We start from the raw sequence: 18,899 nt of genomic DNA on the forward strand, positions 1-18,899 counted from the left end.
AGGGTTATCTAATCTTTATTTTAAAATTGAATAATTGTAAATTTAATGTTACTGATTTTATTGCATTCAGTATTGTATAGTGCTAAAAAAAGCAGTCCGAAAACTGCTTTTATTTTTTGATAATAATTTAAGTTTAGAATAAGCTGTATTTAATTCCTAAACTGAAATCAAGTCCTGTCTTGTATGAATAGGTTGTCGCATTGCCCTCAGCGTTTTCCTGATATCTTTCGATTTTACTATCCAAAAGATTTTTTACATTGAAGCTGATATTTAAACGTTCTCCGATAGCTGCACTGGAAATAAAGTTAAGTGTTGGAATTCCTCTTTCCATAACATTTCCTCCGGTTTGTATATTTCCAAGAGAATAAATTCTGTCATGAAAATAATTTCCAACTAATGAGATAGTTGGTTTAAAACTACCTGCTTCAATTCGGTAGGTCAGATCTGCATTTAGTAAAAGGGGAGATGCTCCTTGTAAACCGTCTTTAGAATCATTGAAGCTCACACTAATTGTATTATTGGTTTCTGCGGCTACTTTTTCTGAATCTAATTTTTGTTCAGAATACATATAAGTGAAATTAAAACCTGCCGAAAGGTTTGATTTATCTTCTACATTCCATAGATTTTTTCTAATTTCAAATTCAACACCTGCAACAAATGCATTATCTCCGGCATTTACAAAAGTGTTATCATTTAGCGCAGAATTTAATCGGGCCTTACTAATAGGATCCATAATATATTTTCCAAAACCAGTTACCGAAATTAATTCGTCACTACTTGGAAACAATTCCCATTTAATATCAAAATTATAATTGTCAGATGGATTTAAGAATGCGTTACCCACGGTGCTTTCTCCCACAACTTCAAAACGGAAAGGTGCTTTTTCAATAAATTGAGGTAAAGTATACGTCTTACTTGCAGCTACTCTTAAATTTTGTTTATCGTTTAAAGTATATTTTAATGTTGCAACCGGAAGAATGTAAAGTTTATCAATTTTTGCATCATCAAAATTTACATTTGGTAAAGAGATATTGGTATCCCATTCCATTTCCTGTAAAACTTTTTCTGCTCTTACACCTACGGTATAGGTTAATTTCTCTGATGGAGAATATTCAAGATTTGCAAGTCCGGAGTGAATGTTTACATCTGCATTATAAGTAAAAGGTTTTAAACTACCTGCGTTTCTTGAAGTTAGAATCTTAAACGTATTGTTGACGTTTGTTGACTCAGACTGGTTTTCAGCATTTAGGAAATCGTCAATAGTATCCGGACTTGTTTCTATTCCTCCGTTAATTCTGAAATTGAATTGTGTAGCTTCAAAATCTCTGGATTTAATTCTTCCGTTATAACCAAAAGTCAATTTCCCTTTGTAATCTTCTTCTCCTTCACCTTTAAATAGCTTATAATCAAAAACTGCTTTTGCTGCAGCTTCATTTTCTTTCAAAGACTGAAAATATCGGTTGTTAGTTGATTGTGAATTGGTATTAAAAATATAGCCATTTGTGCTTTCTACTAAAGTACTTGTAATCCTGTCAGGCATATCAGAATTTACGATTCCAAAAGAACCGCCCCAGTTTAATGTTAATCTCTCTGAAAGTTCATGTTTTCCTAAAAGCTGGTTTAAAAACAATTTGTTTTGCTCCGTAATAGTTTGTCTTGTAAAACTATCTGATCCGTTTTCATTAATAAATCCATATTCGTTTACATCGCTTTTTGAAGAGTTTACAAAAACGCTATTCCATTTTACAGAATTGTTCGAATTGATTTTGTAAGCAACATTCGCCATTCCTGTTGACTTTGTTACATATTCATATTTATCAACATCATAAAAATCCTCAATAATATTGTTATTGGTGTTTCCAATATTTCTTTGAGAACCCTGTTTCAGGTTGTATCCATTCTCAAAAGAGGCTGTTCCAAAGAAACTCAATTTTCCGTTTTCTCCAATGTTGAAATTTTTACCTCCAGAGATTCCTAGGTTTGCATCAATTGGATTGTTTTTTTTATTAGGAGACCATCTGTTTTCAAATTGATAAACACTGATATTGTTTGGCTTTTTTACATTATAGAATCCTGATTTTTGAACTCCGTCTGCCATTTTAAAATCAGCGTTAAAAGCATTGTTGTTTAAACCGCTTCCAATTTCGATATTTAATGTTCCTTTTCCAATATGTTCTTTTGATACGATGTTGATATTTGCTCCTCCAACATCTCCGTAAGAATCGGGATAATATGTTTTGCTAACACCAATGGACTGAATAACATCGGTTGAAAATAAATCCAAAGCAACGTTTTTATTTGTAGGCTCATTAGATGGTAAAGGTAGTCCGTTGAAAGTGGTACTGTTGTAACGATCTCCCAATCCGCGTACAAAAATACCAGCTGTTCCGTCCTGTTTTGAAATACCGGTTACTTTAGTCACTGCTGCTGCGGCATCGCTAACACCTTTTCGTGTCATTTCCTGTGCTCCAATAGCCTGTTTAATCTCCACGGCATTTTTTTGTTCTAATAATAAGGCAGTTTCTTTTTGTCTGTTTACAACCGTTTTAATCACTACATCATCCAGTGCGTAAGCTCCTGCTGATAATGCCTGATTGATTACAAGTTTAGCACCATCAGTTACTTTTACAGGAACTTCTTTAGGTTCGTATCCTATGAAAGTATATTGAATAACATAGCTTCCTGGTGCAAGGCTAATAGTGTATTTTCCATCAATATCTGTTGTTGCACTAACTTTAGTTCCTTTTACAAAAACATTTGCAAAGGGTAATGTCTCATTGTTCGCATCTTTGTCTGTTATTACCCCTGAAATTGTACCTTTGCTTTGTGCAAAGCTTAATGTTGTAATAAAAAGTGATAGAATAAATAATCTAAGTTTCATAATTGATTAAATTTTTTGCAAAGAAATGGTAGCTTTGTAAAGTTCATGTTAATCGGTTGTTACTATTATGTTGCTGTAGTATTACTAAATTGTTATCTCTTTAAATTACCGTTAACACGCGTTTTATGCTGTTTTTTTATTATTACATTTACCATCGCAAAAGAAAATTTGCTATATATGAAAAAGAAAAACACAAAAATTTTACTGGTTGATGATGAACCGGATATTTTAGAAATTGTAGGTTATAACCTATCACAGGAAGGCTACCAGATTGTTACGGCTTCCAATGGAAAAGATGCCATTGCTAAAGCAAAAAAAGAATTACCCGACCTGATTATTATGGATGTGATGATGCCTGAGATGGATGGGATGGAAGCTTGTGAAAATATCAGAAACATTCCTGAATTAAGTAACGTAATCATTACTTTCTTAACTGCAAGAAGTGAAGATTATTCTCAGGTTGCCGGTTTTGATGCCGGAGCAGATGATTATATCACAAAACCGATTAAACCAAAATTGCTTGTCAGTAAAGTAAAAGCGTTATTACGCAGATTAAAAGAATCCGGCGAGCAGGATAGTGAAACACTTAATGTAGGCGGTATTGAAATCAATCGTGAAGAATATAAGATTATCAAAGACGATATCGAGATTGCTCTACCCCGAAAAGAATTTGAATTGTTTTATCTTTTAGCTTCAAAACCTGGAAAAGTATTTAAAAGAGACGAGATTTTAGATAAAGTCTGGGGCAATGAAGTAGTGGTAGGCGGAAGAACTATTGATGTACACATTAGAAAACTTCGTGAGAAAATAGGAGATGAACTTTTTAAAACAATAAAAGGAGTAGGTTACAAATTTGAAGTGTAATTTTCAAAAAACATATAATAAATGAATGAAATAATATTTGTTATAACTCTATAAGACATATAAGTTTAACTAATGATGTTATTAGTTAGACTTTTTTCTTTTTATAAAAGAAGTACACTCAAGTGACTGTAAGGTAAGTTGAATATTTCAATAGTAATAATAATTTTTATAACAATTTTCTTTTTGTTCTTCAGGTTTATATGCTCTACTTTTAAAGTTATATTTTTGTAATACGCAAAAGACAAAAAACTATCTGATTGATATGGTAAAAAAAAGCAGGATTGTTATTATTTAAGAGCAAAGACAAATAAATGAAAATTAGTTTTAAAAAAACGTATAAGTTTGCCATAAAGTCGGCATTTTACATTAGCCTTTTTTCTACTGCTTTTGTCCTTTTTCTGGTAACAGTTATCTTTAAAGCTACAACTCAGAGTTTGTGGCTTTTTGGATTGTTTTTTGTTTGTGTGATTTATCTTTTTTCTTTTTTAGTTCTGCAGTATCGTGTGGAGCGTTTTATCTACAGAAGAGTAAAAAAAATCTACGATGATGTTTCTCTTTTAGAATCCAGCACACTTATCAATCAGCCTATCACTACAGATATGGAAACTTTAACAAGAGAAGTTAAAAAGTTTGCTACGGATAAAAAGCTGGAAATAGAAATGCTGCAGGTGCGTGAAGAATACAGAAGAGAGTTCCTGGGAAATATTTCGCATGAATTAAAAACGCCTTTGTTTACCGTTCAGGGGTACATTTCTACTTTGCTGGACGGAGCAATGGAAGATAAGACTATCAGAAAAAAATATTTAAAACGTGCCGATAAAGGTGTGGAACGTTTAATATATATTGTAGAAGATTTAGATATGATTACTAAATTAGAATCGGGTGATTTGAATTTAGAAATTACTGAATTTGATATAGTCGAACTGATCCGGAATGTTTTTGAGTTACTGGAAATGAAAGCCGACAAGAAAAAAATTACACTGGCTTTCGAGAATGAATACATCCGTCCTAATTTTGTAAAAGCAGATAAAGACAGAATCCAGCAGGTTGTAGAAAATCTGATTGTGAATTCGATTAAATACGGTAAAAAAGAAGGAACTACTGAAGTAGCGGTAGTGAATCTGACTAAAGAAAAAGTATTAGTCCGCATTAGTGATGATGGAGAAGGGATTGAAAAACAAAATATTCCAAGGCTTTTTGAACGTTTTTATCGTGTTAATAAAAGTGGTTCCCGGGCAGAAGGCGGTTCCGGATTAGGATTAGCCATTGTAAAACATATTATAGAAGCTCATAAAGAAAAAATATATGTTGAAAGTGAATTTGGTATTGGTTCTGAATTTTCTTTTACCATAGAAAAAGCAAATACCAGAAAGAAACAGGAGCTCAAATAATTTTCTAAAAAAAATAGGTTTATAAAAGGTGTAGTTGTTCATTCAACTGCACCTTTTTTTTGTGCTTTTTAATCAAAAATAGATTTGAAAGCAGTTTTTTCGGAGTTTCAAAACAGGCTTGTTTTTTTCAATGTTAAGTAAATGTTAAGCAAATAAACCTTGCGAAGTATTGATTTTACTGGATTGTTGATTTTTGTATAATGTCTTTCTTATATAATTGTATCTCAATGTGAACAAAAGTTTACGTTATATTCTCTTAACGATAACTCAGGCTTAATATTTAGCATGAAGTTTAATATTAGGTTTGCACAAAAATAATATAATATTGATTCAGGGTTAAAATGAAAAAGAAATTATTTGTTATACTACTAATGTTCTCTATGATTGGATTTGCACAGGAAAGCAAAAAAACAGAAGGATATAGTGTGAATAAAAAGAAATTAGGTTTCACTGCAACTGATAGTTTATTTCAGGTGAATATTGGTTTTAGAATTCAGAGCAGAGCAGGTTTTGAAAAAACGGAAGGTGAAAATGGTTTTTATGAAGGAGAGGTGAGAAGAATGCGATTGAAGCTGGATGGTTTTGTATATAACCCAAAATTTGGTTATAAAATCGAACTTGGATTTGCGGCTAAAGACATGGTAACTCTTGATAATAAGAATGGAAATGTGATACTGGATGCGGTATTCTTTTACCATCCCACTAAAAACTGGACTATTGCTTTTGGACAGACAAAATTACCAGGGAATAATCAGCGTGTAATTTCTTCAGGGTCATTGGAGTTTACAGACAGAACCATTAATAATTCTCAATTTAATATTGATCGTGATTTTGGTCTTTTTGTAGATTACAGTCATGAAAACCCAACAAAATTTGCTTATTCATTGAAAGGTGCTATAACAAAAGGAGAGGGAAGAAACTGGGTAAAAACAGAGGATGACGGAATTGCTTTAACTGCTAAAGCTGAATTATTTCCTCTAGGCTCTTTTACAAAACACGGTTCGCTTTTTGAGGCCGATTTAGAAAGAGAAAAATCTTTAAAATGGATGATATCGGGTGCATTTTCTCAAAATAACAACGCCTTGAGAAAACAAGGACAATTAGGAAGTGAGTTGTTCGAACCCCGTACAATTAAATCTTTGTTTTTTGATACAATGCTAAAATACCGCGGCTGGTCTGCTATCGGAGCTTATATGTCGAGTATGTGTAATGATCCTGTTACAGTGAATCCATTAGATGTAACTAAGACTCAAAGTGTATTTGTAGGATATGGTATTGATACACAGCTGAGTTATGTTTTTCCGTCAAATTATCAAATCGGAGCGCGGTTTTCTATTCAGAAAGCGGATGATGAGATACATGCTAATGTGCCGGATGCTGATGAATATGCAATAGGAGTATCCCGGTATATTTTAGGTCATAAACTTAAAGTTCAAACCGAGTTTTCGTATAAAAACGACAAGTTTTATTCCGGAGATACAAAAGGAACATGGTACGTGCGTGGACAAGTAGAAATAGGTATATAATTTAATAAATATATAAGGACTCTTTAGGGTTTAATTGCTTAATAATGAATTAACGCAGGCTTAATATTGAGGAGTTACTTTTGCAACAATTAATTTAAAACAAAATGAAAAAAACAAAATTATTTTTGATTTTACCTTTAATAGGTATGTTGAGTTGTGGTAAGGCTAAAACTGAAGACAAAACTTCAGAGGATAATGCAGCAGCTGTTTCGGTAACTATAAAAGGAAGTGATACTGTTTTGCCATTAGCTCAAAAGGAAGCTGAAGATTTGATGAAATCAGACAAAAATGTGAGTATTACAGTTGTAGGTGGCGGATCAGGAGTAGGAATTACTGCCCTTGTTGACGGAACCACCGATATTGCTATGGCGTCGAGAGATTTAAAAACGGAAGAAAAATTAAAATTTTCTGAGGAGAAAAAAGAAATCGAACAAGTAATTATTGCTTTTGATGCATTAACAGTTATTGTTAACCCTGCTAATAAAGTATCTCAGCTAACCCGTGAGCAATTAGAGAAAATTTTTACCGGTGAAATTAAAAACTGGAAAGAAGTAGGTGGTGCAGATGAGAAAATCGTAGCTTATTCAAGAGAATCATCTTCAGGAACCTACGAGTTTTTTAAAGATGAAGTAATGGAAAAGAAAAACTATGCCACTGATGTATTAAGTTTACCGGCTACTGGGGCAATTGTTCAGGCAGTTAGTCAGACTAAAGGTGCTATTGGTTATATTGGTTTAGCTTATGAAACTAAAGAAGTAAAACAATTAGGGGTTTCTTATGATCAGGGAAAAACTTTCATCGAACCATCTGTAGCAAGTGCTAAAGATAAAACGTATCCAATCTCAAGACCATTGTTTTATATGTTTGATAAAACGAATGCTGCTAAGGTTAAATCAATTGTTGATTATGCACTTTCAGAACAAGGTCAAAAAACAGTTTCTGATATTGGATATATTCCATTAAACTAATAAAGGTTGTTATTCTGTATTAAAAAAGGTTATCATTATCGGTAGCCTTTTTTATTGATTATTTTCTAAAAATACAATTGCTTAACATTAAGTTAACTTAAACATAATCACTACAGAACGTTGTTTGCTTAAAGCCGCTGTAGTTTTGCAAAAAATAAAAGATACTGATTTGAAAACAAATTTGAAACAGCTAAAAGAAAAAATCATTGAAACGATTTTGATGCTGAGCGGTGCGGCTACCAGTATAACAGTAGTTTTGATTGTCTTTTTTTTATTTATTGAAGGTGCCGGTGTTTTTAACAGAAAACCAATTGATGACGGGTATTTGTTAGCGGTGAATGCTACTAATAAAGTTAAAGGACTTCATCCGTCACAGATTAAAGATATTTTTGATAAAAAAATCACGAATTGGAATCAGGTAGGAGGAGAAAACAGACCTATCGTATTGTTTCGGACAAGTGATATTACCGATTATTACACAGAAGAAGAATTAGGTCCTGATTTTGAATATTTCCCGGAAAAGATTAATGAGTTAATCAGTAAACAACCAGGTATTATAGCTTTCTTTTCAGATAAATATAAGTCGGATAATTTTAGTGGCAGAGAATTAGATATTGATAAAATCAAGGTTGGGGAATTTTTGTCTGGCGAAGAATGGTTTCCTACTGCCCAGCCTATTGCTCAAATGGGTGTGAAGCCTTTGATTTACGGAACTTTGTGGGTAAGTTTTGGTGCTATTTTATTGGCTTTGCCTATTGGGTTAGCGGCAGCAATTTACCTTAGTGAAATTGCTAAAAAAAGAACCCGCAGTTTATTAAAACCTTTAATCGAATTATTAGCCGGAATTCCATCGGTAGTGTATGGTTTTTTTGGATTAGTAGTTATTGTTCCTTTAATACAAAGTACTTTTAATTTACCTGTAGGAGAAACTGCATTAGCAGGAAGTGTGGTCTTGGCTATTATGGCTTTGCCTACTATTATTACCATTTCAGAAGATGCTATGCGTAATACGCCTCGTGCCATGAAAGAAGCCAGTTTAGCACTTGGAGCCAGTAAGTGGCAAACCATTTATAAAGTGGTAATGCCTTATTCGGCATCCGGAATTACAGCCGGAGCTATCTTAGGAATTGGAAGGGCTATTGGAGAAACGATGGCTGTTTTAATGGTTACAGGAAATGCAGCAGTAATTCCCCATACACTTTTAGCACCGGTACGAACTATTCCTGCAACTATAGCTGCCGAACTGGGTGAAGCGCCCAATGGTGGTTTGCATTATGAAGCTTTATTTGCTTTAGGTTGTATTTTATTCTTAATCACCTTTGGGATTAACATGTTGGTAGAATTAGTGACTAACAGAAAATCACACAAAAAACATTAATAATGAATTCAGAAAATAATAAATTAGCCCGTAAAAAAAGAATCAGTCAGAACATTGCTTTTGGGATTTTTACAGCTGTCAGTTATGCTATTGTCGCTCTTTTATTTGTTATATTAGCTTTTATTGTGATCAAAGGAATCAGCGTAATCAGCTGGGAGTTTATTACTGCAATGCCAAGTGACGGAATGACTGAAGGCGGAATTTTTCCGGCTATTGTGGGTACCCTTTGTCTGGTTTTTGCCAGTATGGTTTTTGCTTTTCCGGTGGGTGTTTTAGCAGCTATTTACATGAATGAATATGTAAAGGATGGTTGGGTAAAAAAAATAATTAAACAAATGACTAATAACCTTGCGGGCGTACCTTCCATTGTTTTTGGATTATTTGGAATGTCATTGTTTGTCAATAAATTAGGTTTTGGAGATTCTATTCTGGCTGGTGGTTTAACATTAGGATTATTGGTACTTCCTGTGGTGATCAGAACAACCGAAGAATCCCTGAAAGCAGTAGATGCCACTTTCAGACAAGCCAGTTTGGGCTTGGGAGCTACTAAGTGGCAAACGACAAGTAAAGTGGTTCTGCCTATTGCTTTTCCTAATATTATTACCGGTTTGATTCTTTCAATCGGAAGAGTTTCGGGAGAAACAGCTCCTATTTTATTTACCGTAGCGGCTTATTTTTTGCCTAAATTACCTTCTTCTGTTTTTGATCAGGCTATGGCGTTACCGTACCATTTATATGTAATTGCGACCAGTGGAACTAACATAGAGAAATCCCGTGCAATGGCTTATGGAACAGCACTTATCTTAATTTTAATTGTATTAATCTCTAATTTATTAGCAAATGCACTTCGTAAATATTACGGAAAAAAAGTAAAAATGAATTAATACTGTTTGTTAGAAAAGCCAACAGAATATTGGAACAAATAAAAATAATACAACGGCATTATACCAGAATCAGCTGTTTTATAAAGTAAAGTAAAAAGTATAACATGTACAAAATAGAATCCAGAAACGTAGACTTTTTTTACGGAGAAACTCAGGCCTTACACGATATTTCTTTGTCGATAAAGGAAAACACCGTGACGGCGCTTATTGGCCCATCGGGATGTGGAAAATCTACTTACCTGCGTTTGTTGAACCGAATGAATGATCTGATTGATAATACCCGAATGGAAGGGAGTATTTTAATTGACCAGAAAGATATTTATCTTAGAAATACGAATGTAGATGATTTGAGAAAGAATGTAGGAATGGTTTTTCAAAAACCGAATCCTTTTCCTAAAACAATCTATGAAAATGTAGCTTACGGTTTAAGAGTAAATGGTATTGAGGATAAAAAAATTATTGAAGAAAGAGTAGTCACTTCTATTGAGCAGGTGGCGCTATGGGATGAGGTAAAAGATAAATTAAAAAAATCGGCATTTGAACTTTCAGGAGGACAGCAACAGCGTTTGTGTATTGCTCGTGCATTAGCAATTCAGCCTTCTGTTTTGTTAATGGATGAACCTACTTCCGCATTAGATCCTATATCGACTTCTAAAATCGAAGAATTGATTCATGAATTGAAAAATAAATATACGATTGTTATTGTAACTCATAATATGCAACAGGCTGCACGTGTAAGTGATAATACAGCTTTTTTCTATATGGGGAAACTGATTGAACACAATAAAACAAAAACAATTTTTACAAAACCAACAATACAGCAAACTGAGGATTATATAACAGGAAGATTTGGTTAATTTTTATATAGTATCATCAGTTAGCAACTTTTAAATTAAATACAATGGCATCACACTTCGAAATAGAATTAGAAAAGCTTAAAAATGTAATTATCAAAATTGGTAATCTTGCAGAATCCCAATTGAGCGAAGCCGTAAAAGCGTTACTTTCTGAGCCGATGGCCGAAAAGAAGGAAGTAAAAAAGACCGAAGATAAAATCGATAAACTGGATGTGAAAATTGATGAGATTTGTCAGACTATCTTTGCTTTACAACAGCCTGTAGCTTCTGATTTACGATTCATTATGGCTTCTATGCAAATTAGTAATGAAATTGAAAGAATAGGGGATTTAGCAATGAGTGTTATCAAAAACTCCAAGAATATTAAAGACAAACATGATTTAATAATCAAATTTAATATTGCGGAATTAGCGAAGCAGGTGGAACAGATTACAGTGAAAATGAATCAGTGTTTTCTGGACAGAAGTGAAACTACAATAGGAGAGATTTTTGTTCTTAATAACAGTATTAAAAAAGGAACAGACGATACTATTCATAATTTAATGAATGAGATGAAATCCAACTCTAAGACTGTTGTTTCGGGGATGAACTTAGTGATGGTTTTAAAACATTTAGAACGCATTTCAGAACATTGTACTAACATTGCCGAGCATGTTCATTTTATGATTAAGGCTAAGATTATCAAACACGAAAAATTTGATGACAGGCAATAAGTAATTTTGCAAATTTATTATTAAGCTGGGTTTTTCAACAAAAAGAAGAGCCTGGCTTTTTTATTATACAGGTTTTTAGTTGTCCAGTCCTAAGGATTTGTTGAATAAAGAAATGAGTTCTACAATGTTTTTTATGTGTAGTTTATTAAAAATTTTATTTTTATGAGTGCTTACAGTGGTGAGCTGAATGCTTAGTTTATTCGCTATTTCGATATTTCCGTCACCCTGAACCAGTAATTCAGAGATTTCTCTTTCCCGTTTGGATAGCTTGTCCAGCGGATTGATACTTTCTTTATTTGTTGAAGCTTTTACTAAATTTTTGATTATATCAGGAGTTAAATAATTCCCTGTTTTTAAAATAGAATCGACTGCACTGGTCAGTTTTTTTTTGTCACTTAATTTATTAAGGTATCCATTTGCTCCGGCTATAACATACGGACAGGCATGAGTTTCTTCTTCATATACCGAAAAAATAAGTATTTTTACATCCTCCTGAATTTCTCTTATTTGTTCAATCATGGCAGTATTGCGACCACCGGGAATATTTATATCTAATATGATTAAATCAAATTTCTTTTCTTTTAATACTGCTAAGGTTTCGTTGTAGTTTTCTGAGGTTGTAATCGTGATATTCTTGAATTTCTCTTCTAATATGATTGAGACACCGGTTCTTACCACTAAATGGTCGTCAACTATAAGGATTTCTTTTTGCATAGCTTAAATATTTAGATTAAAGACTTGTTTTGTTTTAAATTGATATCAATTGTTACAGTTGTTCCTTGGTTACTCGGGTTTGAAAATGAAATATCTCCTTTAAGGATAATTAATAATTCTAAAACAAGATGTAAACCGATGCCGTAAGTACTTAGAATTAATTTCTCAGTATCTCTGTTTTTAAACAGGCTGTTGTAATAGTCAATAATATCCTGACTCATTCCTGAACCGGTATCTTTTACCCAGTAAGTTATATTTTCTGAATTGATATGAGCGCCTATCTCTATAATGCCAGAAAAAGTATTTTTTACTGCATTGTCTATTAGATTATGAATAATTATGGAGATGATTCTTATGTTTAAATCTGATTTTAAATTTAAATCGGTTTTATTGATAATTTTCGTACCGTTATTGGCAGCGATTTCTTCAAAAAAGTTTTTTTTGTTTTCAATTAAATCATAAACAGAATATGGGGTTTGATTGTAGTCACGATCCTCGATATATATTTTGGAATATTCAATCAGTGTTTTAGTAAATTCATAGAGTTGTGAAGAGGATTTATAGATTGAATTTACATATTTAGTTAAGGTAGCATCTTTGGATTTTTTAGTGTTGCTGCTCAGGTGTTTTGCAATTAGCTGAATATATTTTAACGGACTTCTGATATCGTGACTGACTGTTCCTATTATTTTTTTATGTTGAATAATTTCAGAATGTAAATCTTGTTTTGTTTTTTCCAAATCATTAATTATAGCTTCCAGCTGTTCTTTTTGCTGGTTCAGCTCCTGTTTGGATTTTATTATTTTTCTCAGCATGGCACTGTAGTAAATACTGATAGAACCAATAATTATACAGATAAAGAAAATGTTTGTTAAAAGAAGGTAGTACTTTACTGTTCGTGTTCCTTTTCCCAGAGAGTTAGAGAAATTATCTTCTTTAATAGCAATTTTTTTACTGATATTGTCCAGTATTTCTAATGTTTGAATTTTTTCATCGATATCGATTTCGTTATTGTCTAATTTTTCTTTTACTTGATGACCTGTTTGATATAATTCTAAATTCAGTTCATCCCCAGCTTTCCATTCGGCTATCGCATTTTTAAAAAAAGAGAAATTTTTAAAATTTTTATACAACCAGATCATGTCATTCAAGTCTTCCTCGCTATTTTGACCTTCTCTGAATCCTTGTTTTATTGTTTCAGTATCTAATTCGCCTTCTAATGCGATTCGGGCTTTGGCATCACCTATAGGGATAGCAAGATTTGCTTTAAAATTTGTCCAATATTCATTTTTGGAAGTAAAAATGTAATTGATCAGGTTGCGTGTGGCAATGTTATGCCCTTTAGAATAGCGGGATTCTCCATTAACATATGCTCTGGTAGCCGAAAGTGTTTTAATAGTGTAAAAATTGATGACTATTAACATGGAGCAAGCGGTTAATATTATAATCAAAAAAGTGATAGTATTTGCTTTAGCCTGTTTCAATTTTTTCAAAAAAATAAGTTGGTGTAATTTGATTGGGTTGTTAATGTAAGAAATCCAATGACACGGAAAGCAATTTTTATCAATGTCAGGATTCTTCTTCACAAATATACCATTATAATTAAGTACTTTTTGTAAGAATAAATCTGTTTTGAGATTGAATTTTAGCTATTTTTTAATAGTTTTTATTTTGTTAAGTTATAGTTTTATGTCTAGCATAATTCTGTTTCTATCTCTATCGTATCCTTTAATTTTGTCAATAAATCTTTATTGCTGTTGATTTTATAATTTTTATAGTCTTACTATTCGGATAAAAAAGCCTTAGCATGGATTTCAGTCAAAATTAAATTTTTTGAATTATGAGAAAAAACTACCCAGATTTATCTAATCAAACCTTTACCGATATTAAAAAAACAAGAAGCGGATTCCGTTCTCTTCTATTAGTTATTGGTTTTATATTATTGTCTTTAAATTCTTACGGACAATGTAATGTTGAAATTCCAACACCTTTTGTGTCTGATAATTTTGATGATTTGTCAGTATCTACAAATACTACTGGTGCATGTGCTGAATTATTAGGTTGTGGTATAGATAATGAAAACAGATTAACAGATACAAGTCTAACTAATTTTGCCACGGCTAGTTTTGGGGTATTAAGTGTTGGTACTAATCATTCATTAAGAGTGACTGATGGTAATACCACGTATGCTGCTGGGACATTTGCAGGATTCAAAATTTCGCCTAGCGGAGGATTGCTAAGTTTAGATTTATTAAATGGTGTAACTATAATAACTTATAATGATGGTAATCTGAGAGAAACATTCACTGGAGCATCTTTATTAAGTTTGAATCTGCTATCAGGTTCGGATGAGTATATTGTTGGTTTTAATACAACTCAAAGCTTTGATGCTGTAGAAATTGTTTTAAATGGAGGAGTGGCTTTACTGAGTTCTACTAATATATATCATGCAGTTGTAAGAGAATATTGTGCAGGACCAGCTTTGGACTGTAATACAGTTACTAAAATGAGTTTGCCAACTTTCCCTGTAGCCATTAGTCAGGCTAATACAGGAATGTCAGGTATTAGTGTAGGTAGTGTTTCTAATGTTGAAAATGCGATTAGCTCTAATGATGCTGATTATGCAACAATTGATTTAACTGTTGGTTTATTAGCGTCAGGAAGTATCGCTGTAAAAGATCAGCTTACTGATTATCCGGCAGGAACTTATGCCGGTTTTGAAATAGAAAATACGGGTCTTTTAAATATAGCTGCTTTAGGAAATGTTGTCGTTTCTACTTATTTAAACGGAGCTGTACAAGAACAATTCAGCGGTAGTGATTTAGTTGCAAATGTTGGATTGCTTCCTTCGGCAGGTCGTTTTAAACTGGGATTTGTTAGTACTCAGGCTTTTGATGAAGTGAAATTATCTCTTAATCAGACTGTTGGTTTAAATCTTGGGACTACAAGAGTATATGGTGCTGTTTTTCAAACATTCTGTGCAGGACCAGCTTTAGATTGTAATACAAAAACAGCTTTGACTTCTCCAACATTCCCGGTTTATGTAAACAATGTAAATTCAGGTATTAATGGGGTGCTTTGTGCTTTATGTGAAGTAGTTAATCAGGATAATTTAGTAGATGCTGATCCTAATAATTATGCAGAAGTTAATTTGGCAGTAGGATTAGGAACTACAGGAAGTTTATCTGTAAAAGAACAGATTACAGATTATCCGGCAGGAACTTTTGCCGGTTATATGGTAGAAAATCCAAAATTGCTTGATGTTAATGCATTGGGTGCGGTAAGAGTTACCACTTTTTTAAATGGTGTTCAACAGGAGACAAAAACAGGTAATGGACCGTTAGTAGCTATTGGTAGTGATTTGCTGGGAGGATCAGGAAGAACAACAATCGGTTTTGTATCTACAACAGCTTTTGATGAAGTTCAGATTACTTTTGAAAATTTAGTTTCAGTAAATTTAGGAGTGGTTAGAGTTTATAATGCTGTATTTGAAAGATTTTGTGCAGGCCCTGCTTTAGATTGTAATACAAAAACAGCTTTGACTTCACCAACTTATCCGGTATATATTAATAGTGATAATACGGGTGTTGATGGCGTGCTTTGTGCTTTATGTACTGTTGTTAATCAGGATAATTTAATAGATGCAGATCTTACTAATTATGCTGAGGTGAATTTGTCAGTAGGAGTAGGAACAACAGGAAGCTTATCAGTTAAAGAACAAATTACGGATTATCCTGCAGGAACTTTTGCCGGTTATACTATAGAAAATCCGGCTCTGTTAACAGTTGGAGCTTTAGACGCAGTAAGAGTGACCACTTATTTAAACGGTGTACAGCAGGAAACAAAAACAGGGAACGGACCTTTAGTATCTGTCGGTACTGATTTGTTAGTGGGTACAGGAAGAAACACTGTAGGTTTTGTGTCTACAACACCTTTTGATGAAGTTCAGATTACTTTTGAAAATTTAGCTTCTGTAAATTTAGGACAGGTTAGAGTTTATAATGCGGTTTTCCAAAGATTATGTGATCCAGTCGTTGAATGTAATGAAGATTATGTTTTGTCAAATCCTGATTTTCCGGTTGTAATTAATGGAGACAGAACAGGAATTGACGGAGTTGCCTGCGTTTCATGTGCAGTAAATAATACAGATAACTTATTGACAGCCGATCAAACAGATTTTGCTAATATCACTTTAATTGCTGGAGTGGTTGGTTCCGGATCAGTTGCCGTAAAAGATCAGTTGTTTACTTATCCTCAGGGAACTTTTGCAGGATATGTTATCAGAGACCTTGGAACTTTAGCTCAGGTTAATTTGCTTCAGTCACTGACTATTAGTACTTATAATAATAATGTTTTACAAGAATCAAGAACTGCAGGACAGTTAATTGATTTATCTCTTTTGGGAATTGATATTTTAGGATCAACTCCAGGAGTATATAATGTAGGTTTTAAAACAAGCTTACCTTTTGATGAAATAAGACTTACGTTGAATTCTATTGCTAGTGTTATCAATTCAATAGATGTATATGGAGCATTTGTAAATACTTCAGAAAGTGACGGAGGACCGGGAAGTGGTTTAGAATGTAATTCTTCTGCAGTTACAATTACTAAAGACGGAACTTATGTTGATGCTAACAATGATGGAATTACAAATGTAGGCGACCGAATTGATTATGTTTTTGATGTAAGAAATACCGGTTTTGAGACTTTGACAAATGTAACTGTGACTGATAATAATGCCACAGTAACCGGAACTCCAATAGCGAGTCTGGCTGCCGGTGCAAATGATATCACAAGTTATACAGCAACTTATTTGATTACTCAGGCTGATATTGATGCAGGAGTAGTGTATAACTTAGCAACAGCTAGTGCAACAACTAATGTAGGAACTACTATTACAGCTACTTCTACCGATCCGACACCTTGTGCAACTTGTCCGGTAAACCCTGGATGCACGGATTGTACAGCTACACCACTAACACAAACGAATACAATTGCTTTAGTTAAAACTGCATCTGTAGGTGGAACAGGAGTTTTGGGAGACGTAATTACATATACTTTTAGTGTGACAAATACAGGAAACACAACATTGACTAATGTTGTAGTGACTGACCCGTTGCCAGGTTTAGTAATTTCAGGAAATCCAATAGCTACATTAACTCCGGGAGCTACAAATACAAATATTACAGGAACTTATGTTATAACACAAGCCGATGTCGATGCAGGAATGGTAACTAACTCGGCTTTAGTAACTGCTAAGGATCCGCAAAATAATAATGTAACTGATATTTCAGGGACAACTATTACGACTGATGATAATACAGAAACTCCGGTAAATCAGACTAATTCGATTGCTTTGGTTAAGACAGGAAGTATTGTTGGAGCCGGAGGATTGGGTGAAACAATTACGTATACTTTTGCTGTCAAAAATACAGGAACAACAACGCTTACAAATGTAGTTGTAACTGACCAAATGCTTGGTTTGACTATAACAGGAAACCCAATAGCTACATTAGCACCGGGAGCTACTAATATAAGTATCAAAGGGACTTATGATATTACTCAGGCTGATGTTGATGCAGGAAAAGTAACTAACTCAGCATTAGTTACCGCACAGGATCCACAAAATAATGATGTTACTGATATATCCGGAACTACCTTAACTACAGACGATGCCACTGAAACGCCAGTGGGGCAAAGATCAACAATTGCACTGGTTAAATCAGCAAGCGTTGGTGGTACAGGAGTTTTAAATGATGTTATTACGTATACTTTTGAAGTAACCAATACCGGAACTACAACCTTAACGGATATCATAGTAACTGATCCAATGTCTGGATTAATTATAACAGGAAATCCAATAGCTACATTAGCACCGGGAAGTACAGATACAAGTATCACAGGGACATATACTATTACTCAGGCTGATGTTGATGCAGGGAAAGTAGTTAATCAGGCAACCGTGACTGCAAATGATCCTTTAAATAATCCGGTTACGGATATCTCGGGAACTACAATTGGTACCGATGATACTACAGAAACACCGGTAACTCAAACATCATCTGTTGCTTTAGTAAAAACAGCAGCTTCAGTTCCGGGAGGAACAAGGATTTTAGGAGATGTAATTACTTATAATTTTAGTATAACTAATACAGGAACTACTACATTAAAAAACATTGTAGTAAGTGATCCGATGGTGGGATTAACTATAACAGGAAATCCAATAGCTACATTAGCACCTGGAGCGGTTAATACAACTATCACAGGAACTTATGTAATTACTCAGGCTGATATTGATGCAGGAAAAGTTACAAACTCAGCATTAGTAATAGCAAAAGATCCACAGAATAATAATGTTACGGATGTTTCCGGAACAACAGCAGTAACAGATGATGCTACGGAAACTCCGGTTACACAAACCCCTGCGATAGCTTTAGTGAAATCAGGAATTTATAATGGAAATGCTACTAGAGCATCAGTAGGAGATACGGTTACTTATACTTTTAGTGTAACAAATACAGGAAACACGACATTAAATAATGTTGTAGTAACTGACCCAATGACAGGATTGGTAATTACAGGTAATCCGATAGCTACTTTAGGTGTTGGAATGTCAAATGCAACCATTAAAGGAACATATACTATCACACAAGCTGATATTGATGCCGGAGTGGTAAGCAATACAGCTATTGCAATCGGTCAGGATCCACAGGGAGTTGATGT

Annotated in this window: 12 protein-coding genes; 9 read left to right on the forward strand and 3 right to left on the reverse strand. The window is 33.6% G+C overall.

The annotated features are described in order from the left end of the window. Nucleotides 1-133 precede the first annotated feature (133 nt). Nucleotides 134-2,881: a TonB-dependent receptor domain-containing protein gene (locus tag ACSV4D_RS10835; RefSeq protein WP_408079783.1), complete on the reverse strand. Its 2,748-nt coding sequence runs from the start codon at nucleotides 2,879-2,881 to the stop codon at nucleotides 134-136. Between the two features lie 177 nt (nucleotides 2,882-3,058). Here ACSV4D_RS10835 and ACSV4D_RS10840 point away from each other — a divergent pair, with 177 nt between their 5' ends. The 8 genes from ACSV4D_RS10840 (at nucleotide 3,059) to phoU (ending at nucleotide 11,462) form a co-directional block, all read left to right on the forward strand. Beyond that, complete coding sequence (locus tag ACSV4D_RS10840; RefSeq protein WP_073241962.1) at nucleotides 3,059-3,745, forward strand: response regulator transcription factor; 687 nt, start codon at nucleotides 3,059-3,061, stop codon at nucleotides 3,743-3,745. Nucleotides 3,746-4,056: 311 nt separating this feature from the next. After that, nucleotides 4,057-5,136, forward strand: a complete 1,080-nt coding sequence (locus tag ACSV4D_RS10845; protein WP_439228289.1) for a sensor histidine kinase — start codon at nucleotides 4,057-4,059, stop codon at nucleotides 5,134-5,136. Between the two features lie 341 nt (nucleotides 5,137-5,477). Further along, nucleotides 5,478-6,662, forward strand: a complete 1,185-nt coding sequence (locus ACSV4D_RS10850; RefSeq protein ID WP_439228290.1) for a porin — start codon at nucleotides 5,478-5,480, stop codon at nucleotides 6,660-6,662. Nucleotides 6,663-6,766: 104 nt separating this feature from the next. Next, on the forward strand, nucleotides 6,767-7,630 hold the full coding sequence (locus ACSV4D_RS10855; protein ID WP_439228291.1) for a PstS family phosphate ABC transporter substrate-binding protein: 864 nt from the start codon (nucleotides 6,767-6,769) through the stop codon (nucleotides 7,628-7,630). Nucleotides 7,631-7,799: 169 nt separating this feature from the next. After that, entirely contained in the window at nucleotides 7,800-9,008 is a 1,209-nt protein-coding gene (gene pstC / locus ACSV4D_RS10860; RefSeq protein ID WP_408079775.1) for a phosphate ABC transporter permease subunit PstC, read from the forward strand. A 2-nt stretch (nucleotides 9,009-9,010) separates the two neighbouring features. Continuing rightward, on the forward strand, nucleotides 9,011-9,892 hold the full coding sequence (gene pstA / locus ACSV4D_RS10865) for a phosphate ABC transporter permease PstA (protein ID WP_439228292.1): 882 nt from the start codon (nucleotides 9,011-9,013) through the stop codon (nucleotides 9,890-9,892). A 104-nt stretch (nucleotides 9,893-9,996) separates the two neighbouring features. Beyond that, the gene (gene pstB, locus ACSV4D_RS10870) at nucleotides 9,997-10,749 is read left to right on the forward strand and encodes a phosphate ABC transporter ATP-binding protein PstB (protein ID WP_408079771.1); all 753 of its coding nucleotides are present in this window, start codon (nucleotides 9,997-9,999) and stop codon (nucleotides 10,747-10,749) included. Nucleotides 10,750-10,793: 44 nt separating this feature from the next. Further along, complete coding sequence (phoU, locus tag ACSV4D_RS10875) at nucleotides 10,794-11,462, forward strand: phosphate signaling complex protein PhoU (RefSeq protein WP_408079769.1); 669 nt, start codon at nucleotides 10,794-10,796, stop codon at nucleotides 11,460-11,462. Nucleotides 11,463-11,537: 75 nt separating this feature from the next. Here the strand turns inward: phoU and ACSV4D_RS10880 are convergent, their stop codons facing one another. Together ACSV4D_RS10880 and ACSV4D_RS10885 are read right to left on the reverse strand one after the other, a co-directional pair. After that, a complete protein-coding gene (locus ACSV4D_RS10880; RefSeq protein WP_408079767.1) occupies nucleotides 11,538-12,176 on the reverse strand; it encodes a response regulator in 639 nt (212 codons plus the stop codon). A gap of 11 nt (nucleotides 12,177-12,187) precedes the next feature. Next, a complete protein-coding gene (locus ACSV4D_RS10885; protein WP_408079765.1) occupies nucleotides 12,188-13,600 on the reverse strand; it encodes a sensor histidine kinase in 1,413 nt (470 codons plus the stop codon). A gap of 416 nt (nucleotides 13,601-14,016) precedes the next feature. Between ACSV4D_RS10885 and ACSV4D_RS10890 the strand changes: the two genes are divergently transcribed. Further along, nucleotides 14,017-18,899 (forward strand): beta strand repeat-containing protein (locus ACSV4D_RS10890; protein ID WP_439228293.1); only part of this gene is annotated, 4,883 nt, incomplete at its 3' end.

The organism is Flavobacterium sp. ARAG 55.4, assembly GCF_051846875.1.
Taxonomy (GTDB): domain Bacteria; phylum Bacteroidota; class Bacteroidia; order Flavobacteriales; family Flavobacteriaceae; genus Flavobacterium; species Flavobacterium plantiphilum.